23 protein-coding genes are annotated in these 25,737 nt (G+C 65.2%); 16 read left to right on the forward strand and 7 right to left on the reverse strand.

Annotated features, from left to right (window positions below):
* Window positions 1-4 precede the first annotated feature (4 nt).
* The 3 genes from ACN0S5_RS08985 to arsB all read left to right on the forward strand — a co-directional run bounded on the left by ACN0S5_RS08985 (window position 5) and on the right by arsB (window position 2,735).
* Window positions 5-1,063: an L-idonate 5-dehydrogenase gene (locus tag ACN0S5_RS08985; protein ID WP_417207845.1), complete on the forward strand. Its 1,059-nt coding sequence runs from the start codon at window positions 5-7 to the stop codon at window positions 1,061-1,063.
* A gap of 275 nt (window positions 1,064-1,338) precedes the next feature.
* A complete protein-coding gene (locus tag ACN0S5_RS08990) occupies window positions 1,339-1,701 on the forward strand; it encodes an ArsR/SmtB family transcription factor (protein WP_417207846.1) in 363 nt (120 codons plus the stop codon).
* Window positions 1,698-2,735, forward strand: coding sequence for an ACR3 family arsenite efflux transporter (arsB, locus tag ACN0S5_RS08995; protein ID WP_417207847.1), 1,038 nt, complete (start codon window positions 1,698-1,700; stop codon window positions 2,733-2,735). Before ACN0S5_RS08990 ends, arsB begins: the two co-directional genes overlap by 4 nt.
* Before the next feature lie 143 nt (window positions 2,736-2,878).
* Here the strand turns inward: arsB and ACN0S5_RS09000 are convergent, their stop codons facing one another.
* The gene (locus ACN0S5_RS09000; RefSeq protein WP_417207848.1) at window positions 2,879-3,643 is read right to left on the reverse strand and encodes an SDR family oxidoreductase; all 765 of its coding nucleotides are present in this window, start codon (window positions 3,641-3,643) and stop codon (window positions 2,879-2,881) included.
* A gap of 490 nt (window positions 3,644-4,133) precedes the next feature.
* On the opposite strand from ACN0S5_RS09000, the gene ACN0S5_RS09005 reads away from it, so the two are divergent.
* The 12 genes from ACN0S5_RS09005 (at window position 4,134) to ACN0S5_RS09060 (ending at window position 16,876) form a co-directional block, all read left to right on the forward strand.
* Window positions 4,134-5,033, forward strand: a complete 900-nt coding sequence (locus ACN0S5_RS09005) for a 2-dehydro-3-deoxygalactonokinase (protein WP_417207850.1) — start codon at window positions 4,134-4,136, stop codon at window positions 5,031-5,033.
* Window positions 5,030-5,635 (forward strand): 2-dehydro-3-deoxy-6-phosphogalactonate aldolase, encoded by a 606-nt coding sequence (locus ACN0S5_RS09010; protein ID WP_417207851.1) that lies wholly within the window; start codon window positions 5,030-5,032, stop codon window positions 5,633-5,635. Before ACN0S5_RS09005 ends, ACN0S5_RS09010 begins: the two co-directional genes overlap by 4 nt.
* Before the next feature lie 275 nt (window positions 5,636-5,910).
* Window positions 5,911-7,398: an alkaline phosphatase gene (locus ACN0S5_RS09015; protein ID WP_417207852.1), complete on the forward strand. Its 1,488-nt coding sequence runs from the start codon at window positions 5,911-5,913 to the stop codon at window positions 7,396-7,398.
* Between the two features lie 155 nt (window positions 7,399-7,553).
* Window positions 7,554-7,982 (forward strand): hypothetical protein, encoded by a 429-nt coding sequence (locus ACN0S5_RS09020; RefSeq protein ID WP_417207853.1) that lies wholly within the window; start codon window positions 7,554-7,556, stop codon window positions 7,980-7,982.
* 4 nt (window positions 7,983-7,986) lie between these two features.
* A complete protein-coding gene (locus ACN0S5_RS09025) occupies window positions 7,987-8,667 on the forward strand; it encodes an ABC transporter ATP-binding protein (protein WP_417207854.1) in 681 nt (226 codons plus the stop codon).
* Window positions 8,668-8,698: 31 nt separating this feature from the next.
* Window positions 8,699-10,012: an ABC transporter permease gene (locus ACN0S5_RS09030; RefSeq protein ID WP_417207855.1), complete on the forward strand. Its 1,314-nt coding sequence runs from the start codon at window positions 8,699-8,701 to the stop codon at window positions 10,010-10,012.
* Entirely contained in the window at window positions 10,009-10,488 is a 480-nt protein-coding gene (locus ACN0S5_RS09035) for a copper chaperone PCu(A)C (protein WP_417207856.1), read from the forward strand. Before ACN0S5_RS09030 ends, ACN0S5_RS09035 begins: the two co-directional genes overlap by 4 nt.
* A gap of 315 nt (window positions 10,489-10,803) precedes the next feature.
* Window positions 10,804-11,520: a GntR family transcriptional regulator gene (locus ACN0S5_RS09040; RefSeq protein WP_417207857.1), complete on the forward strand. Its 717-nt coding sequence runs from the start codon at window positions 10,804-10,806 to the stop codon at window positions 11,518-11,520.
* Window positions 11,510-12,418 (forward strand): dihydrodipicolinate synthase family protein, encoded by a 909-nt coding sequence (locus ACN0S5_RS09045; RefSeq protein ID WP_417207858.1) that lies wholly within the window; start codon window positions 11,510-11,512, stop codon window positions 12,416-12,418. The genes ACN0S5_RS09040 and ACN0S5_RS09045 overlap by 11 nt, the downstream gene beginning before the upstream one ends.
* Window positions 12,415-13,905 carry an aldehyde dehydrogenase gene (locus ACN0S5_RS09050; protein ID WP_417207859.1) on the forward strand — a complete coding sequence of 497 codons (1,491 nt, stop codon included), beginning with the start codon at window positions 12,415-12,417 and terminating at the stop codon, window positions 13,903-13,905. Before ACN0S5_RS09045 ends, ACN0S5_RS09050 begins: the two co-directional genes overlap by 4 nt.
* Before the next feature lie 38 nt (window positions 13,906-13,943).
* A complete protein-coding gene (locus tag ACN0S5_RS09055) occupies window positions 13,944-15,491 on the forward strand; it encodes a trimethylamine methyltransferase family protein (RefSeq protein WP_417207860.1) in 1,548 nt (515 codons plus the stop codon).
* 53 nt (window positions 15,492-15,544) lie between these two features.
* Window positions 15,545-16,876, forward strand: coding sequence for an NAD(P)/FAD-dependent oxidoreductase (locus ACN0S5_RS09060; protein ID WP_417207861.1), 1,332 nt, complete (start codon window positions 15,545-15,547; stop codon window positions 16,874-16,876).
* A 56-nt stretch (window positions 16,877-16,932) separates the two neighbouring features.
* On the opposite strand, the gene cueR is transcribed toward ACN0S5_RS09060, so the two are convergent.
* The 4 genes from cueR to ACN0S5_RS09080 all read right to left on the reverse strand — a co-directional run bounded on the left by cueR (window position 16,933) and on the right by ACN0S5_RS09080 (window position 21,728).
* On the reverse strand, window positions 16,933-17,322 hold the full coding sequence (gene cueR / locus ACN0S5_RS09065) for a Cu(I)-responsive transcriptional regulator (RefSeq protein WP_417207862.1): 390 nt from the start codon (window positions 17,320-17,322) through the stop codon (window positions 16,933-16,935).
* Window positions 17,319-19,790 (reverse strand): heavy metal translocating P-type ATPase, encoded by a 2,472-nt coding sequence (locus tag ACN0S5_RS09070; RefSeq protein WP_417207863.1) that lies wholly within the window; start codon window positions 19,788-19,790, stop codon window positions 17,319-17,321. Before ACN0S5_RS09070 ends, cueR begins: the two co-directional genes overlap by 4 nt.
* Before the next feature lie 80 nt (window positions 19,791-19,870).
* The gene (rlmN, locus tag ACN0S5_RS09075; RefSeq protein ID WP_417207864.1) at window positions 19,871-21,055 is read right to left on the reverse strand and encodes a 23S rRNA (adenine(2503)-C(2))-methyltransferase RlmN; all 1,185 of its coding nucleotides are present in this window, start codon (window positions 21,053-21,055) and stop codon (window positions 19,871-19,873) included.
* Window positions 21,056-21,200: 145 nt separating this feature from the next.
* Window positions 21,201-21,728: an invasion associated locus B family protein gene (locus ACN0S5_RS09080; RefSeq protein ID WP_323768234.1), complete on the reverse strand. Its 528-nt coding sequence runs from the start codon at window positions 21,726-21,728 to the stop codon at window positions 21,201-21,203.
* 168 nt (window positions 21,729-21,896) lie between these two features.
* On the opposite strand from ACN0S5_RS09080, the gene ACN0S5_RS09085 reads away from it, so the two are divergent.
* Window positions 21,897-22,892, forward strand: a complete 996-nt coding sequence (locus tag ACN0S5_RS09085; protein WP_417207865.1) for an asparaginase — start codon at window positions 21,897-21,899, stop codon at window positions 22,890-22,892.
* Between the two features lie 59 nt (window positions 22,893-22,951).
* On the opposite strand, the gene serB is transcribed toward ACN0S5_RS09085, so the two are convergent.
* Together serB and ACN0S5_RS09095 are read right to left on the reverse strand one after the other, a co-directional pair.
* The gene (gene serB, locus ACN0S5_RS09090) at window positions 22,952-23,842 is read right to left on the reverse strand and encodes a phosphoserine phosphatase SerB (protein ID WP_417207866.1); all 891 of its coding nucleotides are present in this window, start codon (window positions 23,840-23,842) and stop codon (window positions 22,952-22,954) included.
* 140 nt (window positions 23,843-23,982) lie between these two features.
* Window positions 23,983-25,641, reverse strand: a complete 1,659-nt coding sequence (locus ACN0S5_RS09095; protein WP_417207867.1) for a Y-family DNA polymerase — start codon at window positions 25,639-25,641, stop codon at window positions 23,983-23,985.
* Between the last annotated feature and the right edge of the window lie 96 nt (window positions 25,642-25,737).

Consider the following 25,737-nt stretch of genomic DNA (forward strand, 5'->3'; position numbering starts at 1 on the left):
AAAGTTGCAATCCCGAGTGTGCCGCCTGTACGGCCAGAACGACCTGCGTATCGAAACCGAAGAGGTGGCCGCGCCCGACGCCGGACAAGTCTTGGTCGCCATTGCGGCGGGCGGAATCTGCGGGTCCGACATGCATTACCTTTCGGATGGCGGCATTGGCACAATCCGCGTCCGGGAACCGATCATCCTTGGTCATGAGGCCTCGGGCCGGGTGCTGGTCGTGGGCGAGGGCGTAACCGGGCTGGCACCGGGGGATGCGGTGGCGCTGAACCCCAGCCGCCCGTGCGGTGCCTGCGCGTATTGCCACGAAGGCCTGCCGATGCATTGCATGAACATGCGGTTCAACGGCTCGGCCATGCGTTTGCCGCACGAACAGGGGCTGTTCCGGGACCGGATCGTATTGGCGGCCGCGCAATGCATTCGCCTGCCCGCGGACGCGGACCTGAACGCCGTCGCCTGCGCCGAGCCGCTGGCGGTTTGTCTTCATGCCGCCCGTATGGCTGGAGACATCAAGGGCAAGCGTGTGCTGGTCACCGGCGCCGGACCCATCGGCAGCCTTTGCGTCGCGGCGGCGGCTGCGGCAGGAGCGGCGGAAATCGTTGTCTCCGATTTGCAGGACGCCCCGTTGAAGGTGGCCGAGGCAATGGGCGCAACCCGCACGATCAACGTGCTTTCCACGCCCGAGGCGCTAGAGGCCTATGCCGCCGAAAAGGGGTATTTCCATCTTGCTTTCGAATGCTCCGCCGCAGCCCCCGCGATCAAATCGGCGGTGGCCGCCCTGCGACCGCGCGGTACGCTGGTTCAGGTGGGAGTGGCTGGTGACACCGCCATGCCCGTCAATGCCCTTGTGGCCAAGGAAATCCGCTTGCAGGGCAGCCATCGCTTTCACGAGGAATTCGCCGAGGCCGTTGCGGCGATTATTGCGGGACGCATAGACGTGCGTCCGATCATCACCGGGCGTTACCCGCTGGAGGAGGCGGCCAAGGCCTTTGCCGTGGCGGCGGATCGCACGCAGGCGGTCAAGGTGCACCTCTCGTTTGCCCCGCCGGATCAAACCGCCTGACCGGCCCTGATGGTTTGCCGAGGCCCGGCGACGGGCTGGACAAAAAGGGGCATTGTTGCGCCTTTGCCGACAGGATGAAAAGCCACACACCGACCCTCGGGGGGGATTGCTCTGCGAGGGTCGGTACTTTCGTTTCTGTCGAATGTCTGATGACCACGCCGGATGATAGAGGTGGCTAGACGCAAGCCGCTCCAAAGGCCTTTGGACGCTGACGGCGCGCCGATTTTGGTGTGTCGGCGCCTTGCGATCCATATTATTTCGAATATACATGAAATATGGAAAAGACAGGCGCAATCTCGACTCTCTCCGCCCTTGCCCACGACGTGCGGATCGACGTGTTCCGCCTGCTGATACGGGCCGGGGCCGAAGGTGTTTGCGCCGGACAAATTGCCGATACGTTGAAAATCCGGCCAAACACCCTGTCCAACAATCTCAAGATCCTGTCGGGCGCGGGCCTCGTTACGTCCCTGCGCGAAGGCCGCTCTGTCCGGTATTTCGCCAATATAGACGCGATGCGCGCTTTGCTGTCCTACCTGATGGAGGATTGCTGCGGCGGGCGTGCGGACCTGTGTCAGCCGGTGCTTGATCAGATCACCTGCCCCCCATTCCCCGCAAATCTCATGGACCCTGACCGATGACGGACACGACCCCCGCCGACAGCGTGCTTGGCACCTTTGAACGCTATCTGACCCTATGGGTGGCGCTGGCGATGATCGCCGGTCTGGCCATCGGAGCGTTTGCCCCCGAACTGGTGCAGGCAATCGCTGCGGTCGAGGTCGCCAACATCAACCTTGTTGTCGCGGTGTTGATCTGGGCGATGGTCTACCCGATGATGGTGGGCGTGGATTTCGGTGCCGTGGCGGGCGTGGCCCGTCAACCGCGCGGGTTGATCGTGACGCTGGTGGTCAACTGGCTGATCAAGCCCTTCACCATGGCGCTGCTGGCGGTGCTGTTCTTCGACTACGTGTTTGCGCCATGGATCGCACCAGAGGATGCGGCGCAATACACCGCCGGTTTGATCCTGCTGGGGGCGGCCCCCTGCACGGCGATGGTCTTTGTCTGGTCGCAACTGACGCGCGGGGATGCCACCTATACGCTGGTGCAGGTTTCGGTGAACGATCTGATCATGGTTGTCGCCTTTGCGCCCATCGTGGCCTTTCTGTTGGGTGTGACAGAAATTTCGGTGCCGTGGGAAACGCTGGTTCTGGCGACGGTGCTTTACGTTGTGCTGCCGCTGGTCGCCGGTTTGTTGACCCGCCGCGTTCTGGCCAGTCCGCAGGCGATCGAGGCCTTCACCGCGCGGGTCAAACCGTGGTCCGTGGTCGGCCTGATTGCCACCGTTGCCATCCTTTTCGGCCTGCAAGGAGAGGTGATCCTGTCGCGCCCGCTGGTGATCGCGCTGATCGCCGTGCCCATCGTGATCCAGAGCTATGGCATGTTTGCGCTGGCCTATGGCGCGGCCTACGCGCTGAAGGTGCCGCACCGGATTGCTGCGCCCTGCGCAATGATCGGGACGTCAAATTTTTTCGAACTGGCGGTCGCCGTCGCGATCAGCCTCTTTGGTCTCACCTCTGGCGCGGCGCTGGCCACCGTCGTCGGCGTGCTGGTCGAAGTGCCGGTGATGCTGTCGCTGGTCGCCTTCGCCAACCGCACACGCGCGCGCTTTGCCTGAACCGCTCCGCCGCCGGACCGCCGCTTTTGACAGAGGCAACCGGCCACGCCCGGCCCCCATGCGCCACGCATCCTGATCCTTAATTGGACGCTACGTGAGTGCAATTTGGTCCGGGGGGCCGGCCCCTGACCGGGCAGCGGGGGTCACAGCGACGCCGTGATCCCGCCGTCCACATACAGGGTGTGTCCGTTGACGAAGCTCGACGCATCCGACGACAGGAAAACACAGGCCCCCACCAGTTCCTGAACATTGCCCCACCGTCCCGCAGGAGTACGCTTTTCCAGCCAGGCGGAAAACTCCGGGTCCTCGACCAGTGCCTTGTTCAGGGGCGTGTCGAAATAACCGGGAGCAATCGCGTTGCACTGTAATCCGTGCCGCGCCCAATCCGTCGCCATGCCCTTGGTCAGGTTGCCAACAGCCCCCTTGGTGGTGGTGTAGGGGGCGATGCCGGGGCGCGCCAGCGCGGTCTGGACAGACGCGATATTGATAATCTTGCCGCGCCCGCGTCCGATCATGTGCCGCGCGCAGGCTTGGCCTACGTGAAAGACGCTGGCGACGTTGGTTTGCAGTAACTTTTCAAACATCTCCGCCGGGAAATCCTCCAACGGGGTCCGGTGCTGCATGCCGGCGTTGTTCACTAGGATGTCGATGGCACCCTGCGCGGCCTCAAACCCGTCGACGGCACGGCGCACGCCCTCATGATCTGTCGCGTCAAAGGTCAGTTCATGTACGGTTGCGCCCTCGGCCCGCAGCGTGTCGGCGGCGGCGGCCAGTTTGGCGGTATCGCGTCCGTTCAGCACGACCTCCGCACCCGCCTGCGCCAGCCCGCGCGCCAGCGCCAGCCCGATGCCCTGCGACGATCCGGTAATCAACGCGCGCCGAGTGTTCAGCGAAAACAGATCCGACATGAAATCCCTCCTCCAGTGTCTTGGCCGCGATTGCGCGCAGCGAGGGGCAGGGATGTCAACCCGAAGGTGTTACCGCAAACGGGGCTTGGTCATGCGGCAACGGAACCGCACGGCAAAATGGGCGATTGTCATGCCCTTGGCGCGCCGAAGAAGGTTTACGGGGCTCATTGGTTCCTCCAAACCGCGCGGCGTTCCGCCGCCCGCCGAGATATATCGGAGAGGGCCTTCATCTATCGCGCATCGATCCGAGCGCCGATTGAACCGGGCCGCCAGACAGCCATCGCCTGTAAGTCCAGATAGAAGGCCGCGCCCCATCGGGGGTGTCTGCCTCGGTCCTTGGCTTGGGGATCTGTCACCGGGCCGAGAAAGAGGCGGTGAGGGTGCCGACATCTGACCCTTTCGGGTCTTGCGCTGATGCGGCGGGGACGGACAAGGCCTTGCCTTGCTGCTTGCCAAATGGGATTTGAGTGCGGGAAGGAGACCGCCCGCCATGACCGAGACACCACAATGGGTCGCCGCCGACTGGGGCACCTCACACCTGCGCCTCTGGCCGATGGGCGGGGACGACCGCCCTCTGCGGAGGATCGACTCGGACCAGGGCATGTCGCGGCTGACGGCTGACGACTATGAGCCCACCCTGCTGAACCTGCTGGGCGATGACCTGCCCGACACATTGCCGGTGATCATCTGCGGCATGGCCGGGGCGCGACAGGGCTGGGCAGAGGCCCCCTATGTCGAAACCCCCTGCGCGGTTCCGGTCGATGGCCTGCCTTTGACAACCCGCGACCCACGCCTGCGGGTGCATATCCTGCCGGGGATCAGCCAGATGCGGCCGCCCGACGTGATGCGCGGCGAAGAGACCCAGATCGGCGGCTTTCTTGCCAGGGAGCCGGACTTTGACGGCGTGCTCTGCCTGCCCGGTACGCATAACAAATGGGTGCATATCAGCGCCAAAGAGGTCGTCTCTTTCCGGACCTTCATGACCGGCGAGATGTTTGCGCTGCTCAGCGGCCAGTCGGTCCTGCGGCATTCGCTGGGCGGGGACGGCTGGGATGAGGCTGCCTTCGCCGAGGCGGTCAGTGACACGCTTTCGCGGCCTGCTGCGCTGACCTCGTCGCTTTTTGGCCTTCGCGCTGGCTCTTTGCTGAACGGCACCGGCGCAGCCGTGACCCGTGCGCGGCTGTCGGGTCTGCTGATCGGCGCGGAACTGGCGGCGTCGCGGCCCTATTGGCTGGGTCAGGACATTGTCATTCTGGGCGAGGACACCGTGGCAGAGGCTTACCGCGCCGCCCTGTCGGCCCAAGGTGCCGCCGCGCGGCTGGTGCCTGCGGGCGACATCACTCTGGCGGGTCTGACCGCCGCTTATCACCATTTGAAAGACAAGCCATGACCCGAGAGATCATTGCCATCCTGCGTGGGCTGACCGCTGCTGAGGCCGAACCGGTTGCCGACGCGCTTATCAATGCCGGCATCACCAAGATCGAGGTGCCGCTGAACTCACCCGATCCGTTCGAAACCATTCGCCGCATGGTCGTTCATGCGGGCGACCGCGCCCTGATCGGTGCGGGCACGGTGGTGGACCCGGTGCAGGTCGGCCAATTGCGCGAGATCGGCGCGGGAATGGTGGTCTCTCCGGACTGCAATCCGCGTGTGATTGCGGCGACCAAGGCGGCAGGCATGCTGTCCTATCCCGGTGTCTTCACCGCGACAGAGGCGTTCACCGCCCTGCGCAACGGTGCGGACGGGCTGAAGTTCTTTCCTGCCTTCAAGCTGGGTCTGGACGGTTTGTCCGCACTCAAGGCGGTGCTGCCACCCGAGGCCGCGACCTACGCGGTGGGCGGTGTGGGACCGGCGGATTTCGGCGCTTGGCTCAAGGCGGGGATCACCGGGTTTGGCATTGGATCGGCCCTGTTCAAGCCGGGTATGCCCGTGTCCGAGATCGCAGAGCGCGCCGCAGACATGGTGGCGGGATGGGACGCGGCGGTCCAGTGACCGCGCATTGGGGGTCGGCGGTGGCGCGGGCGGAGGGTGGTTGTGGATACGCTCGACATCTGCCGCGCTACCCCGAATGCTGGACCACTAGCCGGACATGCTGGCCGTCGAAGATCTCAATCAAAACATCCTGCCGATTGGCGGTGTCGCCCGGCGAATGATCACGACAACATTGGTGCGGGCGTTTCACTAAACCGTTACAAAAGCGTAAAAAATCCGAGACGAAACCCGCCTATGCGCAACGGGACAATCCGCCAACTCGGAAGGCACTTTCCATGAAAAAGACTCTCGCATCCGTTGCAGCCATCGCTGCCGCGTTCCCGGCCTTCGCGCAGGATTTGCCGCAGGCGTCCAGCGACTGGTTCACCGCAGGTCAGGCGCATGTCGACGCCCTGATCGCGCGCCAGCCCAACACCGGGCGCGCCAAGAACGTCATCGTTCTGGTGGCCGACGGCAACGGTGTCGGCACCAACTATGCCACGCGCCTGTTCGTCGGTCAGCAGATGGGCAAACTGGGCGAAGAGCACGTGCTGCCTTATGAGACGACCGATTGGTCCTCGGCGCTGGTCAAGACCTACAACATCAACGCCCAGACCCCGGACTCTGCCCCGACTGCGGGTGCCTTGAACACCGGCGTCAAGCAGCGTTTCAACCTGATCAATCTTGGCGGCGACGCGATCCATGACGACTGTGGCACCGTGGCCGGGAATGAGTTGACCACCTTCGCCGAGATCGTGTCTGGCATGGACAAATCTGTTGGCGTCGTTTCGACCGCGCGCCTGACCCACGCCACCCCGGCGGCTGTCTACGCCAAGACCGCCAACCGCAACTGGGAAGACAGCGTGCCAGAGGGTTGCACCACGCAAAAGGACATCGCGGCCCAATTGGTCGACATGATGGGCGCGGGCGTGATCGACCTTGCGATGGGCGGCGGCCGCCGTCACTTTGCGCCCGCAGGCGTTGTCACCGATGAGGGCAAAGAGGGGCGCCGCAAAGATGGCGTCAACCTGATCGACGCGGCCAAGGACGCCGGTGCGCAATATGCATGGAACACTGAAACCTTCGGCGCGCTGACCATGGACAGCCCGATCCTTGCGCTGTTCAACGACAGCCACATGGAGTACGAGGCCGACCGCGCCGACGACGATGAGCCGTCGCTGGCCGACATGACCCGCAAGGCGATTGAGTTCCTGTCGCAGAACGACAACGGCTACTACCTAGAAATCGAGGCGGGCCGGGTCGACCACGCCAACCACGATGGTAACGCCTACCGCACGCTGACCGATGGACGTGCCTTTGCCGAGGCCGTGGCCCTTGCGGATGAGCTGACCGATGATGCCGATACGCTGATCATCGTCACCGCCGACCACGAGCACGCGATTGCGTTCAACGGCTACTGCGGTCGCGGCTCTGACATTTTGGGTCTGTGCTACGGCGTGGCCAAGGAAGGCGAAAAGCACACGGACGAACCGCTGCTGGCCAAGGATGGCAAGCCCTATACCGTCATGGGGTACTTGAACGGGGCCGGGTCGGTGCTGGTCGAAGAGGGCAATGACTTCAAAGGCGCGCGCCCCGACCTGACGCAGGAAGAGGCCACCGATATCGACTACGTCCAGCAGGCGCTGATCCCGATGTCGTCGGAAACCCACTCTGGCGAGGACGTCATGGTCTATGCCAAAGGGCCTTGGGCGCATCTCTTTGACTCGACGATTGAGCAGAACGTGATCTTCCACGTGATGCACCACGCCATTACCGCTGAGTAATCCCCAAGCCGGGGCACCGGCCCGGAGCGTCTGTTCCGGGCCTTTTTCTTTCGCGCCCGCTGACTTATGTCTGGGGTGGCGCGCAGCGGACGTTGTCACGTTCGGTACAATGACAGTTTCCAGACGACCGAACCCGAAACCACAGGAGGCCCGCCATGTTCCGCCGCACGTTTCTTCGCGCAGGTCTTGCCGCACCCGCCCTTATCGCGGCCCCTGCATGGGCAGCCGACGGGCCGCTGAGGATCCGCGAGTTGTACAAGAAGGGCGGCGGCATGTCCGAGATCGCCATGCAGAACAATGGCGCACGTCTGACATTCGAGGGGTTCATGGCACCACCGCTCAAGGCGGAATCGCAGTTCTTTGTCCTGACCAAGCGGCCGATGGCGGTCTGTCCTTTCTGTGAGACAGAGGCCGACTGGCCCGATGACATTCTGGCGATCTATGCCAAGCGCGTGGTCAATGTCCTGCCCTTCAACGTCAAGATCGAGGCGCGCGGCGTTCTGGAGCTGGGCAGGTTCCGCGATCCTGACAGCGGTTTTCTCAGTCTGGTGCGTCTGACCGACGCCACCTATGCCAAAGCCTGAGCCGATGAGCCTGCCTCTGGACGTCTGCGACCTGAGTGTTGTGGCGGGGCCGCGGACCCTGTTGCGCGTGCCGTCGCTGGCGGTGCCGGCCGGATCGCTGATCGGGGTGCGCGGGCCATCCGGGGCGGGCAAGTCCACCTTTCTTCAGGCGCTGAGCGGTCTGCTTGCGGCAAACGGCAGCGTGCGTTGGGGGACTACCGATCTGGCGCGGCTGTCGTCAGAGCGGCGCACGGCCTTTCGCGCCGCGCATATGGGGCTGATCTTTCAGGATTTCCTTTTGTTCGATGAGCTTTCTCCGCGGGCAAATGCCAGCCTTGCGGCGCTGTTTTCGAAACGCGGCGCGCGGGCGCAGATCGACGCCCGTGCGGCGGATCGGCTGGACCGGCTGGGCGTCCCGCAGGACAGCCGCACCGTGGCCTCCTATTCCGGGGGAGAGCGGCAGCGGGTGGCGATTTCGCGCGCGCTGGCCACCGATCCGGCGATCCTGCTCGCCGATGAGCCGACCGCCAGCCTTGACCGTCCCGCAGCGGACCGGTTGATCGAGGATCTGGTGGCGCTTGCGCGGGACAGTGGCAAGACGCTGATCGCGGTCAGCCACGATCTGCACCTGCTTGACCGGCTGGACCGGGTGCTGACCATCGAAGACGGTCAATTGACCGACGACAGCCCTGTTGGTGCGTCGTGACGTACCGCTTTTGCAGAAGTGAGCCGAACACATGAGAGAGGTCTGGGACACTTTGCCAGTCCTCGCGCAGGACATTGCAATGGCCGCCGCGCTGCTGCTGCCGCTGGTTGTGATCGGGACTGCGTTGTTGCGCGGGTTCCGCCCGATGCCCTTGGTGCGGGCGCTGCTCTGGCGGTTTCGATGGGCCAATGTGATGTTCATTCTGCTGATCGCCGTGTCCACCGGCATGGGCATCGGCCTGATCGCGCAGGAACGGGGGTTGCGGATCGGCACCGCACGGGCGGCGGAGAAGTTCGATCTGGTGGTCGCGGCTCCGGGGTCTGAACTGACCCTGATGCTGGCCTCTGTGTTTCTTCAGCCCTCGGCGGTGCCGCTGCTGGACGGGGCCGCCTATGACCGCATCGCTAGCCACCCTCGGGTCGAGATCGCGGCGCCCATCGCCTTTGGCGACAGCTATGCGGGCGCGCCCGTGGTCGGGACCATTGAGGATTTTGTCACCTATCTGTCCGACGGCCAGATCGAGGGCCGTATCTTTGCCCGTACCGGCGAGGCCGTCATCGGCGCGGCCATCGATCTGGACATCGGCGATCATTTCACACCCGCGCATGGAGAGGGCGGAGCGGCCGAAGGCGACGCGCATGAGGGGTTCGAAATCGTTGTGGTGGGCCGTATGGCGCGCAGCGGATCGCCGTGGGACCGCGCCATCCTGATCCCGGTCGAGACGGTCTGGGAGGTGCACGGGCTGGCCAATGGCCACCCGTTCGCGGACGGTGACCGCATCGGCCCGCCCTTTGATCCGGCGCTGTTTCCCGGTACGCCAGCGGTGATTGTGCGCGCCTCCGAGCTTTGGGCGAACTACGCCTTGCGGTCTGAATTCACCGAGGCGGGAGAGACGATGGCGTTTTTTCCGGGCACGGTGCTGGCCAATCTCTACCGGGTGATGGGCGACGTGCGGCGGGCCATGCAGATCATGTCGATTGTAACGCAGGTGCTGGTCGCGGCCTCTGTCCTGCTGGGGCTGTTCATCCTGTCGCGCCTGTTCCAGCGGCAACTGGCCATGCTGCGCGCGCTGGGCGCGCCGCGCCGTTTCGTGATGGCGGTGGTCTGGGGCTACGGTGTCACGCTGCTGGCGGCGGGCACGGCGCTGGGCGTTGCATTGGGGTTCGCCTCGGCGGCGGTCCTGTCGCGGATTGTGACGGTGCGGACCGATATCCTCGTTTCCGCGTCTATCACATGGTCCGAGGTCAACCTTGCCTTGGCGTTCCTGTCGGCCACGTCTTTGCTGTCCCTTGTCCCGGCGCTTGTCGTATTGATGCGCCCCATCGTGGAGAACCTTCGCCAATGAAACGCCTGCTTGCCGCTGCCCTGCTGATGGCCGCCCCGGTTCTTGCCGAAAACGATCACGGCGCACCGGTCCATGTCTTCGAGATCGGTGGGCTGGAGATCCTGCACCCCTGGACCAATGCCACCGACCACGACCATGCGTTGGTGTTCATGGAACTGCACAACGAAGGGGATGCCCCGATCGAGATTATCGGCGCACGGCTGGACAGCGGGCTGGAGGGACAGCTGGTGGGGTTCCGGATGAAAGACGGCGAGATGGGCTTTGACCCGCTGCCGCCGATCCCGGTTGCCCCCGGCACACATCTGGATCTGACGCCGGACGGGTTGGCGATCCGGTTTGACGGGTTCACCGAGGCGCTGGAAGAGGGGCATCACTGGGAGGTGGTTCTGGTGACATCCGTGGGCGTGCTGGAGATCGACGTGAGCGTCGAAGACGAGGACGCCCGCACACACGGGCACGCGGGCCACGCGCACTGACGGGTTTGCCTGACAGCATTTGAAGAACGGGACGGGGTCGGACGCTTGTCCCGGAGTGCCTCCGGAACGTCGCCCCGCCCACCGTCCCTTTGGGCGTGATCCGAACCGGTTGCGCCTGCGTCGATTGCGGGAGGGGGCGCTGCCCCCGTCGCCGTTGGCGACCCCCCGGGTGTATTTTTGCAAAAGAGAAACCGAAGCGGGCCGTGGGATTTCCCCGTGCTTGTATCTGCGTGGCAAAATCAATGTATGCTGGATGTATACAATGATTGACCGAATCGATGTACAGCTCGTACACATTCAGCGAGAGGAGCCGCCATGACCGTGACCAACAAGACCGCCTGCCGCGATGCCCTGAAGGCGCGTATCCTGAGTCTGGATCTTGCGCCCGGTGCGGAACTGGATGAGACCCAGATCGCCGGTGAATACGGTTTGTCGCGCACGCCGCTGCGCGAAATCTTTCAGGTGCTGGCGGGGGAGGGGTATCTGCGGCTGGAAACCAACCGGGGCGCGCGGGTCACCTCGATGGATCTGGCGGTCCTGCGGATGTTTTTTCAGACCGCCCCGTTGGTCTATGCCACCACCGCGCGTCTGGCCGCCGAGAACCGCCGCAGCGACCAGATTGCAGGTTTGAAAGAGACGCAGGCGCGTTTTCTGGCGGCGACCGAGGGTGCGGACAGTGCCGCCGCCGCGCTGGAGAACCATGCGTTCCACCGCCAGATCGGCGAGATGGCGGCCAATCCCTACATGATGCCCGCGTTGAGCAGGATGCTGATTGACCACACGCGGTTGAGCCAGACCTTCTATCGCCCCGCGACGAAGAAGGAAAAGAAGCTGGTCAAGAAGGCGGCGCAGCAACATGACGCGATGATCGCCGCCATCGAACGACAGGCGCCCGACGTGGCGGTTGATCTGACCTTGCAGCATTGGGATCTGTCACGGGACCAGTTGGAGCGCTTTGTCCGGCCTGACCCGCTGCCGTTGGATGTGGTGCGTTTTGATGCTCTGAAAGAGGCTCGCAACAATGCAGTTTGACGGAATCTATACCCCGCTGGTCACCCCCTATCATGCGGATTTCTCATTGAATGAGAGCGCTTTGGCCGAGGCGGTGGAGGTTTTGGTGGCAGCGGGGGTCAACGGGATCATCGTCGCGGGCACCACGGGCGAATATTACGCCCAGACCACCGAGGAGCGGCTGGATATGATGGCCCGCGTCAAGGGATTGATCGCGGGTCGCGTGCCGATGATCGTCGGCACCGGGGCGATCCGGACCGAGGACGCGATTGTCTTTGCCGAAGCGGCAAAGGAGATCGAGGCGGACGCCATCCTGATTGCGACGCCGCCCTATGCCTATCCGACTGCGCGGGAAATTGCGCTGCACGCGCTGGCCATCGACCGCGCCGCGAACCTGCCGGTGATGCTGTACAATTATCCGGGTCGCATGTCGGTGAACATGGACGAAGAAACGCTGGACCGCCTTGGCCGCTCAGCCAATTTCTGCGCGATCAAGGAAAGCTCTGGCGACATCAACCGGCTGCACATGCTGGCGCGCGATTATCCGCATATCGCATTGAGCTGCGGAATGGACGATCAGGCGCTGGAGTTCTTTGCATGGGGCGCGCGCAGTTGGGTTTGCGCCGGGTCGAACTTTGCGCCCGAGGCACATATCGCGCTGTATCGCGCCTGTGCCGTGGAGGGGGATTTCACCAAGGGGCGGGCGATCATGTCGGCCATGTTGCCCCTGATGCGTGTTCTGGAACAGGGTGGGAAATTTATCCAGTGCATCAAGCACGGGTTGACCCTGCGTGGCATCGATGCGGGACCGCCGCGCCGTCCGTTGCAGCCGCTGAACTTGGATGACAAGCGCGAGCTGGAAGCGGTCATTCGCACGATGAACATAGCCATTGCCGCCATCGAAGGGGCCCTTGCATGACCGATCTGCTGACCCGCGCGGACTATGCCGCGATTGCCGCCGACCTGACCTTTCCCGCCACGCCTTTTATCGACGGCAAGTTTCGCCGTGGCAGGGGAAAAACGATGGCCACGTCGAACCCGGCCACCGGAGAGGACCTGGCGCAGATCTCTACCGCGGATGCGGCGGATGTGGATCTGGCGGTCGAAAAGGCGCGCGAGGCCTTTGAACAGGGTCGCTGGGCGCGGCTGCATCCGTCCGGGCGCAAGGATGCGTTGATCCGTCTGTGCAAGTTGATGACCCGGAACCGGCGGGAGCTGGCGGTGATGGAAAGCCTCGAGTCGGGCAAGCCGATCCGGGACTGTGAATTGGTCGACGTGCCGGAGGCGATCCATACGATCAAGTGGCACGCCGAGGCGGTCGACAAGCTGTACGATCAGACCGGGCCTGTGGGCGACGACGCGATTTCGATGATTGTACGCGAACCCATTGGCGTGGTGGCCGCGATCCTGCCGTGGAACTTTCCGCTGCTGATGCTGGCTTGGAAGATTGGCCCGGCGCTGGCGGCGGGGTGTTCGGTGATCGTGAAACCGGCTGAGCAGACCTCACTGACCGCGCTGCGTCTTGCCGAACTGGCGATGGAGGCAGGGCTGCCGCGCGGCGTTCTGCAAGTGTTGCCGGGCGATGGGCCGTCCGTGGGCGAACCGCTGGGCCGCCACATGGGGGTCGATATGGTCAGCTTTACCGGCTCGACCGAAACGGGGCGGCGGTTTTTGCACTATGCGGCGGATTCCAACCTGAAAAAGGTTGTTCTGGAATGCGGCGGCAAGAACCCTGCGGTGGTGCTGGAGGATGCCGAAAACCTTGATCTGGTGGCGGCGCATGTCGCCAATGCGGCCTTCTGGAACATGGGTGAGAACTGTTCCGCCGGGTCGCGGCTGATCGTGCACAAGGCGATCAAGGCACCGTTGATAGAGCGGCTGCTGGCACGTTTGCGCGACTGGAAGACCGGCGATCCGCTGGACCCGCAGACCCATCTGGGCGCACTGATCGACGCCGATCATTGCGCCAAGGTGGCCAGCTATCTGGGCGGCCCCGCATTGGCGGGCGGCGCGGCAGAAGGCGCTTTCCTGCCGCCCACGGTTTACGAGGTGAGCAGGGACGACCCGCGCGCCCGTGAGGAGATCTTTGGCCCGATCCTGAGCGTGATTGAGGTCGCCAGCACGGAAGAGGCCTTGGCCCTTGCCAACGACACCGACTATGGGCTGGCCGCCAGCGTGTTCAGTGCCAACGGGCGCACGGCGCTGCGCGCGGCCCGGACCATCCGCGCCGGGACCGTGACCGTGAACTGCTATGGCGAGGGCGACATCAGCACCCCTTTCGGCGGCTACAAGCAGTCCGGGTTCGGCGGGCGCGACAACGGCTTGCACGCCTTTGACCAGTACACCGAACTGAAAACCATCTGGGTCGACCTGAGCGATCCGAACGACGCTGACAATCTGGGGTAGGGCGGGGCTCGCCCGCCGCCATTTGAGGAGCCACGCTGATGAACGTCCCCGCCCGTCCGGTCCGTCGTGGCCGGGGTGCCCGCAAGGCGATCCGCGAGACGCGCGATTTCACCATGTTGCCGGCGCTCAAACGTCGCCTGCCGCTGGTTGAGCCGATGGATATGGTGCAGGTCGCGCGGATCGACGCGGCCTCGATGGATATCCTTGAAAACGTGGGAGTCGTGTTTCGCGATCCGATCGCGCTGGAGGATTGGCGGCGTGCCGGGGCCAAGGTGGCGGGCGAGACCGTCTATCTTGATCGCCACTTGGTGCGGGAGTTGATCCGGACCATCCCCGAAAGCTTTACCTATCATGCGCGCAATGCGGCGAACGACCTGCCGTTTGGTCTGGATCATTCGATATTCGTACCGATGACGGGGGCGCCGTTCCTGCGCGATCTGGACGATGTGCGGCGGGTGCCGACCATGGCGGACCTGTCGAATTTCCACAAGCTCAGCCACATGCTGCCCGCGATGCATTCCAGCGCGCATCACATCGTGGAGCCCTGCGACCTGCCGGTGTCGCACCGGCATCTGGCGATCACCTATTCGTCGATGATCCATTCCGATAAGACCTTTATGGGGATGACCACCAGCCCGAAAAACGCCGAAGACGTGATGGAGATGTGCGCCGTCCTGTTCGGTGAGGCCTATATGGAAACGCATGCGGTCACGACCGGGAATTGCAACGGCAACTCTCCCCTTGTCTGGGATGAGACGATGCTGGGTGCGATGCGTGCCTTTTGCCGCCGCAACCAGCCGGTGCTGTGCTCACCCTTTGTGCTGGGCGGGGCGAATACACCGGCCTCTGTCGCGCCGACCGTGGCGCAACTGAACGCCGAGGCGCTGAGCGCGCTGGCCTATACGCAGGTGATCCGCAAAGGCTGTCCCGCGATCTATGGCCACTACCTGTCGACCGTCAGCATGAAGTCCGGCGCACCGATGGCGGGGACGCCGGAAATCAGCCTCATGAACTTCATGATCGGCCAGATGGGGCGGTTTTACCGGGTGCCTTGGCGGACATCCAATACGCTGGGCGGGGCCAAGACATTTGACGCGCAGGCCGGGTACGAAAGCGCCACGACCCTGCAAGCGGTGATCATGGCCGGGGCCAATTACATCTGGCATTCGGCAGGTTGGAACGAGGCGGGGATGCATTGCTCGATGGCCAAGTTCATCGTTGACGCCGAACAATGCGCCATGGCCTACCGCATGGCCGAGGGCATCCGCTGGGACGACTTCGATGAGGCGCTGGCGGCGGTGGCAGAGATCGGGCCGGGCGGGCACTACCTTGGACACCCGCACACGCTGGAGAATTTTCAGCGCGCGTTCTTCATGCCCGAGATGTTCGACAACAACTCTGTCGAGCAATGGGCCGCCGAGGGCAGTGTCGAGATCACTGCGCGTGCGCTGACGCGCGCGCGCGATCTGCTGGGGGACTATCAGAAACCGCCGATGGAGGCGGGCAAGGAGGACGCCCTGAAGGACTATATGGCACGGCGGATGCAAGAGATCCCGGCGGTGGACGCGCTTAACCACACCCATTGAGCGCGGTCGTCGGGGTCATTGAGTAGTGTCACACAGAAAATGCGGAGCGTCTTATGAAGATCAAACGCTTGCCCGTCGATCCCGGTCCCGCAGCCTGGAATGCCCTTTTGCCAGAGGCCCCGCCACCGACACCGCTGGAGGGGGCTGTGACGGCGGATTGGCTGGTGATCGGCGCGGGTTTGGCCGGGTTGGCGGCCGCGCGGCGTTTGGCGCAACTGCATCCCGGCGACCGGATCGTGATGTTAGAGGCGCGACGCGTGGCCGAGGGGCCCGCCGGGCGGAATTCCGGATTCATGATTGACCTGCCGCATGACCTGACATCGGAGGATTACGGCGGCGCGATCGAGCGCGACAGGTTCCAGATCCGCGCTAACCGGCACGCCATCGGGTTTGCGAAAGCGGTCGTCGAAGAGTTCGGCCTGACGTCCGAAGCCTTTGATCCGTCGGGAAAGACCAACGCGGCGGCGACCGAGAAGGGACACGCGCATAACCTTGATTTTGCGCGGCATCTGGCGGCTCTGGGGGAACCCTGCGAGATGCTGGACGCGCGTCAGATGCACGAGATGACCGGGACAGATTATTATCGCAGCGGGCTGTTCACGCCGGGGGCGGTGATGCTGCAACCGGCGATGTTTGTGCGGGGTGTCGCGGCGGGTTTGATCGCGGCCGGGGTGCGTATCCACGAGATGTCGCCGGTGGTCGCGCTGGAGCGTGCCGGGGACTGGGTGGCAAAGACGCCGAACGGACAGGTGACGGCACCGCGGGTGATTTTGGCGGTGAACGGGCACGCCGAAAGTTTCGGGCAGTTCACCGGGCGGCTGATGCATGTGTTCACCTATGCCTCGATGACACGGGGTCTGACATCGGATGAGGTCGCGCGGCTGGGCGGGCACCCGCGATGGGGGGTAACGCCGTCGGACCCGCTGGGGACAACGGTGCGGCGCATGTCCGGCACCGGCGGGGACCGGATCATTGTGCGGAACCGGTTTACCTATAACCCGTCACTGGAAAGCTCTGCGGCGCAATTGATGCGCGTCGCGCGGGATCATGACCGGGCGTTTGCCGCGCGCTTTCCGATGCTGGCGGGCGTGGGGATGGACTATCGCTGGGGCGGACGGCTGTGCCTGTCGCGCAACGGGGTCTCGGCCTTTGGCGAGGTGGATGAGGGGCTGTTCGCGGCCTGTTGCCAGAACGGTCTGGGGACGGCCAAGGGGACGTTGTCGGGCCTGCTGGCGGCGGAGCACGCCTCTGGTGTCGGGTCCGATTTGCTGGCCGGGATGCTGGCAGAGGCGGCACCGCAGAAACTGCCGTGGCGGCCCGTCGCACAGGTTGGTGCGACGGCGATCCTGCGCTGGGGAGAGATGCGGGCCGGGCGCGAGCTGTGATCCTCGTGGGTGCCGGATCAAGCCCGGATCAGGCCCGGATCAGGCCCGGAACGGGGTTATGCCCCCTCGGCGAGGTCTTGCAGGATCGGACAGTCGGGCCGGTCGTCACCGTGGCAGGCATCGACCAGTGTTGCCAGCGTGGCCCGCATGCTCTGAAGCTGGGCAATCTTGTCGTCGATGCTGGCGAGGTGCTCCTGAGCCAGTCGCTTGACGTCGGCGCTGGCGCGGGTTTCGTCCTCGTAGAGACCCAGCAGCAGGCGGCATTCCTCGATCGAGAACCCCAAGGCACGGGCGCGGGCGAGGAAGGCCAGCTTGTGCAGGTCGGCCTCTCTGAAGGCGCGATAGCCGTTGGTGTCGCGTGGCGGCGTCACCAACCCGATGTCCTCATAGTAGCGGATCGTCTTGGCGGGCAGGCCCGAGCGGCTGGCAACCTCTCCGATGTTCATGCGGTGGCCTCCTGCGGTTGCGGCATTAGGGCGGCGGCGGGTGCCTCTGCCAGCGCGCTTTGCAGGCGGCGCAGGCGCAGGGCGTTGGTCAGCACAAAGACTGAGGACAGCGCCATCGCCCCGGCGGCCAGCATGGGCGACAAGAGCAGACCGGTGAGGGGATACAGCACCCCGGCTGCGACCGGGATCAGGGCGACGTTGTAGCCGAAGGCCCAGACAAGGTTCTGCCGGATATTGCGCATCACCGCGCGGCTGACGTGCAGCGCATTGACCGCGCCCGCCACCGCGCCCGAGGACAGCACCACATCGGCGCTTTCGATTGCGACATCGGTGCCGGTGCCGATGGCAAGGCCAACCTCGGCCTCTGCCAGCGCGGGGGCGTCGTTGATGCCGTCCCCGGCAAAGGCGACGGGGCCGAATTTCTCGCGCAGGGCGCGGATGGCCTCGACCTTGCCCTCTGGCAGGACCTCGGCCTCGACGTGGTCGATGCCCAGATCGCGGGCGATGGCCTGCGCCACCGCGCGGGCGTCACCCGAGATCATGGCGACCTCCACTCCTTCGCGTTTCAGCGCGGCTATGGCGTCCCGCGCGCCGGGTTTGATCCGGTCAGCGACGGCGAAAGCGGCGGCGATGTGCCCGTTTACAGCCACAAGGACCGGGGTCTGGGCCGCGGTTTCCATATCGAACATGGCGTCAGAGAGCGGTGTGGTATCCACGCCCTCGCGGGCCATCAGGCGGGCGGTGCCGACCAGCAGGTCTTGCCCTTCGACACGGGCGCGCAGCCCGTGGCCGGGGATCGCTGTTACCTCTTCGGGGGCGGGCACATCCCGCGCGGCCTGCAACAGCGCGCGGGCGATGGGATGTTCCGAGCTTTGTTCGGCGCTGGCGGCAAGACGCAGGATGGTATCGGCGTCAAAGCCCTTTGCCGCGACGGCGTGGACCAGTGCCGGGCGGCCTTCGGTCAGGGTGCCGGTCTTGTCAAAGGCCATGACGCGGGCGGAGTCGAGCCGTTGCAGCGCCTCTCCCTTGCGGAACAGCACGCCCAGTTCGGCGGCGCGCCCGGTGCCGACCATGATGGACACCGGCGTGGCAAGGCCCATGGCGCAGGGGCAGGCGATGATCAGCACCGATACTCCGGCGACCAGCGCATGGGTCAGGCCGGGGCCGAAGGTAAGCCAGACAAGCACGGTCAGCGCGGTGATGACCAGAACCGCAGGCACAAACCACAGCACAACCTTGTCGGCGAGCGCCTGAATCGGCAGCTTGGCCCCCTGCGCCTGTTCGACCATGGCGACGATGCGCGACAGGACGGTGTCGGCACCCACTGCCTCGGCCCGCACCCGCAGCGCGCCCGCGCCATTGACAGTGCCGCCGACGACCTGCGCCCCTTCGGATTTTTCCACCGGGGCAGGTTCGCCGGTGACCATGCTTTCCTCGACATAGGAGCGACCGGTCAGGACAATGCCATCGGTGGCGATGCGTTCGCCGGGGCGGATTTGCAGGACGTCGCCTTTTTGCAGATCGGTGAAGGGGATCTCGACAAGGCCATTGTCACGCTCGACGCGGGCCAGATCGGGGCGCAGGTCCAGCAGGTGCCGGATGGCGGCGCCGGTGCGGCCCTTGGCGCGCGCCTCCAGCCAGCGGCCCAGCAGAATCAGCGTGACGATGACGGCGGCGGCCTCGAAATACACCGCGCGCGCCGTTTCCGGCAGCAAGGCGGGCGCAAAGAGTGCGACGGTGGAATAGCCCCAGGCGGCCAGCGTGCCGAGCGCGACGAGCGAGTTCATGTCCGGTGTGCCCTTGGCCAGCAGCGGCAGGCCAATGCGGTAAAAGCGCCGTCCGGGTCCGATCAGCACCAAAGTCGTCAGGACAAATTGCACCAGCCACCAGCCGGTCTGGCCCAGCGTGCCATTGATCCCGTGATGCAGGGCGGGGATCAGGTGGCCGCCCATGACGCCAAGGAACACTGGCAGGGTGAGCGCCCCGGCGATCACGGTCTGGCGTTTGAGGGCGGCGGCCTCTTCGGCCTGCCGGTGTGCCGGATCGGGGGCGGTGTCGCCCTCCATCACCTGTGCGGGGTATCCGGCCTTGGTGACGGCCTGGGCGAGGGTTGCGGGGGCGACGCTGCCGGTCAGGATCAGCACCTCGGCGGTCTGGGTGGTCAGGTTCACGCGGGCGTCGAGAACGCCGGGCAGGGCGGCCAGCGCCTTTTCCACGCGGCCCACGCAGGAGGCGCAGCTCATGCCGTCGATGCTCAGACGGATGCGGGTCTCGGCGGCGGGATAGCCAGCGGTTTTCAGCGCGTCGCGCAGGTCCGTGGCGGGTTTGTCGGTCTCGACCGTCGCCATACGGGTGGCGAGGTTGACCGAGGCCTCTGCCACACCCGGCACTCCGGCCAAGGCACGCTCGGCCCGCCCGGCGCAGCCGCCGCAAGTCATTCCGGTCACTTCGAAACGTAGAACACTCATGAGTCGTCCCTCCTGCGACCGGATATAGGGCTTCCAGTCACGGGAAGGTAAAGACCCGAGCGCGATTTATTTTCGCCGGATCAGGAGAGGCCGGTTTCCTGCGCGATCTGGGCGCGGGACTTGCGGGCGCGTTCGGTCGCCGACTTCAACTGACCGCAGGCGGCCATGATGTCCTCACCGCGCGGCGTGCGGATCGGAGAGGCGTAGCCGGCCTTGTAGATAATGTCGGCGAATTTCTCGATCCGGGACCAGTCGGAGCGTTGATAAGGCGCGCCGGGCCATTCGTTGAAGGGGATCAGGTTGATCTTGGCCGGAATGCCCTTGATCAGGTTCACAAGGCGGCGCGCGTCGTCGTCGGTGTCGTTCACATCCTTCAACATCACGTATTCAAAGGTGATGCGTTCCGAGTTCGACAGGCGCGGGTATTCGCGCAGCGTGTCCAGCAAGGTTTTGATGTTCCACCGCTTGTTGATCGGCACCAGCTTGTCGCGCACCTCATCGGTGGTGGCGTGAAAGCTGACCGCAAGCTGACAGCCGATTTCCTCGGCGGCGCGGGCGATTTCAGGGACCACGCCCGAGGTCGACAGGGTGATGCGGCGGCGCGACAGGGCGATGCCCTCGCCATCCATGGCGATGTTCATCGCGTCGCGGACGCCCTCAAAGTTATACAGCGGCTCTCCCATGCCCATCAGCACGATGTTGGACAGCAGGCGCGGGCCGTCCACGCCGGTGCCGGTGCCCGGTGCGGGCCATTCGTCCAGATCGTCGCGCGCCAGCATGATCTGGCCGACAATTTCACCCGCCGTCAGGTTGCGCACCAGTTTCTGCGTGCCGGTGTGGCAGAAGGAACAGGTCAGCGTGCAGCCCACCTGGCTGGAGATACACAGCGTGCCGCGATCCGCCTCGGGGATATAGACCACCTCGACCTCATGCCCGCCGGCGATGCGCACAAGGTATTTGCGCGTGCCGTCGGCCGAGACCTGCTTCGACACGACCTCGGGCAGGGAAATCACAAAGTTCTCCGCCAGCATGGCGCGGTAGGGCTTTGCCAGATTGGTCATCGAGTCGAAATCGCGCACGCCCCAGTGATAGAGCCATTGCCACAGCTGGTTCACCCGCATCTTGACCTGCTTTTCGGGCGTGCCAGCCGTCAGCAGCGCCTCCCGCAACTGCGGGCGGGTCAGTCCGATCAGGTTGACCGGTCCCTCCGGCAGTTTGCGGGGGATGGTCACAAGGTCCTGGGTGATGGGCGTCGTCGCAGTCATGCGAGGGGCTCCTGTCTGGCGCGAAGCCTGCCGTATACAGGATTCGCGGGCGAATGCCAAAGGGCCGGATGACACGAGGTCATGCGGCCCTTGCTGTGATTGTCGTCATATCGTCACCCGACCCGAATTGGGCCGGATTACAGTGTCAGGAACAGCGCTTGTCCGCGTCCTCGATCGCGGCGGTGAAGCCGAGCAATGAGAAGGTGTCCTTGGTCTCTGTCCCACGGCTGGACACGGCGGTGACCACGGCATCTGCGCCGCGCTTCATCGCTGTGATCAGCTTGACGTCGTCCTGCGGGGTCGCGGGCCAAGCCCATTCGCCTTCGGTGTAAAGTTCGAATTCGGTGTCGCCGATGGCCATGTTCACCGTCGAACCGGTGGCGAAAGGATAGCCGCCGGTAAAGGCGACCTGACCCTTTACGCCCGCTTCGGGGCGATAGAAGACCATCAACAGAATCTCACCGCGCGTCACCGCGACCACGCGACCGTCCTTGGTGTTGACGCTTTCCTTGTAGGTGGTCACCGCCCAGCATTCCCGCGGGCTGGCCTCTTCAAAGACCGACCAGTCCGTCATGGCGTCCACGCGCGCCGTGCTGCTATCCTGAGCGCCTGCTGCGGTTGCGCACAGCAAAACCGCCAGTGCGCCCAATCCCCGACCAAGACCTGACATCATTCCTGCCGCCTCCAGCGTTCTTTACCTCAAATGTCCCGCACGATCCGCACGTCCCTGATGCAGGATGCGTTACTGGGTTTTTATCTCGACGGCGGGACAATAGCCTGAAAGAACCGAGGCGTAAAAGCCCCGGTGGCAGATATTCGCTCAAGACTTGGAGGTCATTGGATGACAGCGGTTCCCATGGTCGAAATTCATCGCGGACCCCTGATCGAAAGCTGGCATTCCGGCCATGCCGTGATCTGTGACGGGACCGGGCAGATTGTTGAGTCCTGGGGCGATCCGGGGGCTGTGGTGCTGCCGAGAAGCTCTTCGAAGATGATTCAGGCGTTGCCTCTGGTGACTTCGGGGGCCGCGCGCGAGGCGGGACTTGGGTCGGACCGGCTGGCGCTGGCCTGCGCCAGTCATGTGGGTGCAACGCTGCACTCGCGGCTGGTCGAGGCGTGGTTGGCAGAGCGCGGGTTGTCCGAGCACGACCTGATTTGCGGCCCGCAGGCCTCCAGAGACAAGGAATTGCGCCACGAGATGATTCGCGAGGCGCGCGCGCCCGGACGGGTGCACAACAATTGCTCGGGCAAGCACACCGGGTTCCTGACGCTGACGCAGCACCTCAAGGCGGGACCGGATTATGTCGACCTCGCGCACCCGGTGCAGATCGCCTGCCGGGAGGCATTCGAGGAGGTGACCGGCGAAACCAGCCCCGGATTCGGCATCGACGGCTGTTCGGCACCGAATTTCGCCACCACGATGGTGGGCATGGCGCGGGCGATGGCGTTTTACGCCAGCGCCGGGACGCGGGGCGATGCGCAGTCGCGGGCGGCGGCGCAATTGGTCGAGGCGATGATCGCTCATCCGATGCTGGTGGCGGGGGAGGGGCAGGCCTGCACGCTGTTGATGCAGACCGCCAAGGAACCGGTGGCGATCAAAACCGGGGCCGAGGGCTATTATGTGGCCATCCTGCCGAAACGGGGCATGGGCATCGCCGCCAAGATCGTCGATGGCGCGACGCGGGCGTCGGAATGCGTCATTGCCGCGCTGCTGGTCCGGCTGGGTGTGCTGGAGGCGGCACATCCGGATGTTGCGCGGTTCCTGAACCCGCCGGTGCGCAATTGGGACGGGCTGATGACCGGAGAGATTCGGCCCGTGGCGGGGCTGGCGGGATAAGGACCGCGCGACCGCGCCCCGGTTTCGGTGCCTCTTGTGGGCACCGTGGAGGCCCCGGATCAGGTCCGGGGCGCGCGGGCTCCGGTTTCGGCGAAATCGCTTTTGGCATAGCCTTGCAGGTACAGCAGCGCGGTCAGGTCGCCGTGGTTCACCCGCAGGTCGCATTGTGCCTGAACGCTGGGTTTGGCATGCAGGGCAACGCCCATCCCCGCGCGGCCCAGCATCCCGAGATCGTTGGCCCCGTCGCCCACGGCGATGACATCCGCCTCTGTGATCCCCAGTCGGGCGGTGATCTCTTCAAGCGCCTGCACCTTGGCCTCCCGCCCCAGAATCGGGCGGCCAACCTCACCTATGAGGTGCCCGTTCTCGATCATCAGCGTGTTGGCGCGGTTCTCGTCAAAGCCCAACAGGGTTGAGACGCGGGAGGTGAAGGCGGTGAACCCGCCCGAGACCAGCACACGCCGCGCGCCCTGTGCGTGCATCGTGTCCAGCAGGGTTGTGCCGCCGGGCATCAGGGTGATGCGCGTCGCGACCACCTTGTCGATGACCGTTTCCGGCAGGCCCCGGAGCAGTCTGACCCGTTCGATCAGCGCCCCTTCGAAGTCCAGTTCCCCGTTCATGGCGCGGGCGGTGATGTCCTTGACATGTGCGCCGACGCCCGCCTCTTCGGCCAGTTCGTCGATACACTCCTGCTGAATCATGGTGCTGTCCATGTCCGCCAGCAGCATCTTTTTGCGGCGGTTTTCGGCGGGCAGAATGTTGAGATCGGCCATGTCGGCAATCGAGGTGCGGATCTCTTCGAGGTTTGTGGGCAGCGTTTCCAGCGGGAATTCCGCCGCCTCGTCAGGCGAGAGCCAGTCGGCACTGCCGCCGCCAAGCGCGTTGCGGAGATTTTCCACCAGCGCGGGGTCCAGTTGGCCGGGTTTGGTGATGAGTGTGGCGATGAACATGCGCGGCGCTCCTTCGTGGTCGGGGCGCTTTTGGCATGGGTGGGCGTGCTTGGCCAGTGTTGGTGGGGGCGCTGCCCCCGTCTCCCTGCGGGAGCCTCCCCCGGGCGTATTTGGACAGAGAAGAAACCGGGGGGTCCGTGTCAGGCAAAGCTGCCGTGGCAGAACCAGCCGGGAGAGGTCACGCCGCCGTGGGCGTAGAACAGCCAGAGCTGGTCTCCGCGGTCGGTGTCGATGCGCCAGTAGTCGCGCGGGCCAGAGCGCCATTCGGGATCGTCGAGCCACCATTCCGGGGCGATGCGTTCGGGGCCGGTTTGCGCCTTGGCCTGCCAGTCGCGCCCGCGCCAGCGGAAGGCCTGTGGCGGGTGCGGCTGGTCGGGGGCTGTCACCGGTTCCGGTCGCCAGAGCAGCAGCGGGCGGAGCACCGGCGATCTGGGCCAGTCGCGCGCGGCCTCGGACCATGCGGCGGCGAGGGTCAGGGCGGATTTTTCGGGGATGTGGCTGGAGGCGGGCGCGCGGCGGGTGATGGCCTCCATCCCCAGTCGCGCGCCGAGGCGGCTGACCAGATCCTCAAGCGCCGCCCCGCCTTGCAGACGGCGGCTGCCGTGCTGCGCCGCCTGTATATGGCCGCTGCGGGTGCGTTCCTGTCGGGGTTCGTGGTGCACCGCCTCGATCCGCAGCATGTCGATGCCGGGGCCGGCGTCGATCTGGGGGAGCTTGAGACGGATGAGGGGTATCAACCGGTGCGGTTGGGCGCTGGCGCTGGCGCTGGTGATGGTCTGCCAGTGCATCTGGTGGTCGCAACGGTGCGCCTCTATCCGGAGGACGCGGGCACCGCGCGATTTGGCGTCGAGCATGGCGCAGAGCTGTTCGGTCATGCGTGACAGCGCCTCGGCCACGTCCTCCTCGAACCCGATGGGGTCGGGGAACGACATGCGCACGGCGAAACGGTCTGACGGAATCGCGGGCGAGACGGGTTCAGGCACGGCACCGGTGGCCTGATCCAGCCGGTCGACAAGGCCACGGCCAAAGCGGCGGGCCAGCGGTGCGCGGGGCTGACCCAGCAGGTCGCCGATGCGGCGCAACCCGAGGCGGGCAAGCTGTTCGGTCACCTGCGGGTCCAGCCGCAGCGCCGCGATGGGCAGCGATGCCAGCGCATCGCGGGTCTGGCCGGGGGGCGCGATGCGGGTTTTCTCGGTGCCGGTGGGGGCACTGCGTGTTGGGGCGGCGCCGCCGCGTTCCCAGTGGCGGCGTTTGCCCGCGCGGGCGCGGGTGGCGGGGGCCTCTTGGTCGATGGCGTCGCCAGAGCGGGCGTGGGCCGCGTCCTGCCTTGAGAACCGCGCCAGCGCCCATGCCGCGCCCAGCGTGTCGGCGATGCCAAAACAGACCGTCAGGCCCAGATCGGCGCAGTCCTGCGTGACCTGCTGGGCCAATGGCTTCTCTCCGCCAAAGAGATGGGCGCAGCCGGTGAGGTCGATCACCAGCCCGTCGGGCGCATCCGAGGCCACCCAGGGTGAGAATTTACCCGCCCAGCGGTGCAGCGCGCCCAGAAACGCCTCTTCGCGCCGGGGCTGGGCAGCGCGGGTGATCAACCCGGCGCACATGGCATGGGCGTCGCGCAGCGGCTGGCCGCTGCGCAACCCGGCCCGCGAGGCGGCCAGCGACAGCGCGCCCAGCACCTGAGCGGGCCCCTGCTGTGCGGCGGTGGCAAAGGGGACATCGGCCAGATGCGGTTCGGCCCGGATCAGCCTTTCGGCGCCGAGGCGGGGAAACCAGAGCGAGAGGATACGGCGGTGGGGCATGGGAATCGCGGCAACATGTTCTCATTTTGTTCTATACGTCGTGTTGCCGGGAGTCGAGTCGGCCTGCGCCCTGTGCGGCGCGGGATTTTTTAGCCG

The organism is Antarctobacter sp., assembly GCF_048262615.1.
Taxonomy (GTDB): Bacteria; Pseudomonadota; Alphaproteobacteria; order Rhodobacterales; family Rhodobacteraceae; genus Antarctobacter.

Excerpts from the sequence above, each read along its gene's own strand:
- ACN0S5_RS08990 (WP_417207846.1), top strand. The coding sequence starts at position 1,339 with ATGGAAAAGACAGGCGCAATCTCGACTCTCTCCGCCCTTGCCCACGAC.
- arsB (WP_417207847.1), top strand. The coding sequence starts at position 1,698 with ATGACGGACACGACCCCCGCCGACAGCGTGCTTGGCACCTTTGAACGC.
- ACN0S5_RS09000 (WP_417207848.1), bottom strand. The coding sequence starts at position 3,643 with ATGTCGGATCTGTTTTCGCTGAACACTCGGCGCGCGTTGATTACCGGA.
- ACN0S5_RS09005 (WP_417207850.1), top strand. The coding sequence starts at position 4,134 with ATGACCGAGACACCACAATGGGTCGCCGCCGACTGGGGCACCTCACAC.
- ACN0S5_RS09010 (WP_417207851.1), top strand. The coding sequence starts at position 5,030 with ATGACCCGAGAGATCATTGCCATCCTGCGTGGGCTGACCGCTGCTGAG.
- ACN0S5_RS09015 (WP_417207852.1), top strand. The coding sequence starts at position 5,911 with ATGAAAAAGACTCTCGCATCCGTTGCAGCCATCGCTGCCGCGTTCCCG.
- ACN0S5_RS09020 (WP_417207853.1), top strand. The coding sequence starts at position 7,554 with ATGTTCCGCCGCACGTTTCTTCGCGCAGGTCTTGCCGCACCCGCCCTT.
- ACN0S5_RS09025 (WP_417207854.1), top strand. The coding sequence starts at position 7,987 with ATGAGCCTGCCTCTGGACGTCTGCGACCTGAGTGTTGTGGCGGGGCCG.
- ACN0S5_RS09030 (WP_417207855.1), top strand. The coding sequence starts at position 8,699 with ATGAGAGAGGTCTGGGACACTTTGCCAGTCCTCGCGCAGGACATTGCA.
- ACN0S5_RS09035 (WP_417207856.1), top strand. The coding sequence starts at position 10,009 with ATGAAACGCCTGCTTGCCGCTGCCCTGCTGATGGCCGCCCCGGTTCTT.
- ACN0S5_RS09040 (WP_417207857.1), top strand. The coding sequence starts at position 10,804 with ATGACCGTGACCAACAAGACCGCCTGCCGCGATGCCCTGAAGGCGCGT.
- ACN0S5_RS09045 (WP_417207858.1), top strand. The coding sequence starts at position 11,510 with ATGCAGTTTGACGGAATCTATACCCCGCTGGTCACCCCCTATCATGCG.
- ACN0S5_RS09050 (WP_417207859.1), top strand. The coding sequence starts at position 12,415 with ATGACCGATCTGCTGACCCGCGCGGACTATGCCGCGATTGCCGCCGAC.
- ACN0S5_RS09055 (WP_417207860.1), top strand. The coding sequence starts at position 13,944 with ATGAACGTCCCCGCCCGTCCGGTCCGTCGTGGCCGGGGTGCCCGCAAG.
- ACN0S5_RS09060 (WP_417207861.1), top strand. The coding sequence starts at position 15,545 with ATGAAGATCAAACGCTTGCCCGTCGATCCCGGTCCCGCAGCCTGGAAT.
- cueR (WP_417207862.1), bottom strand. The coding sequence starts at position 17,322 with ATGAACATCGGAGAGGTTGCCAGCCGCTCGGGCCTGCCCGCCAAGACG.
- ACN0S5_RS09070 (WP_417207863.1), bottom strand. The coding sequence starts at position 19,790 with ATGAGTGTTCTACGTTTCGAAGTGACCGGAATGACTTGCGGCGGCTGC.
- rlmN (WP_417207864.1), bottom strand. The coding sequence starts at position 21,055 with ATGACTGCGACGACGCCCATCACCCAGGACCTTGTGACCATCCCCCGC.
- ACN0S5_RS09080 (WP_323768234.1), bottom strand. The coding sequence starts at position 21,728 with ATGATGTCAGGTCTTGGTCGGGGATTGGGCGCACTGGCGGTTTTGCTG.
- ACN0S5_RS09085 (WP_417207865.1), top strand. The coding sequence starts at position 21,897 with ATGACAGCGGTTCCCATGGTCGAAATTCATCGCGGACCCCTGATCGAA.
- serB (WP_417207866.1), bottom strand. The coding sequence starts at position 23,842 with ATGTTCATCGCCACACTCATCACCAAACCCGGCCAACTGGACCCCGCG.
- ACN0S5_RS09095 (WP_417207867.1), bottom strand. The coding sequence starts at position 25,641 with ATGCCCCACCGCCGTATCCTCTCGCTCTGGTTTCCCCGCCTCGGCGCC.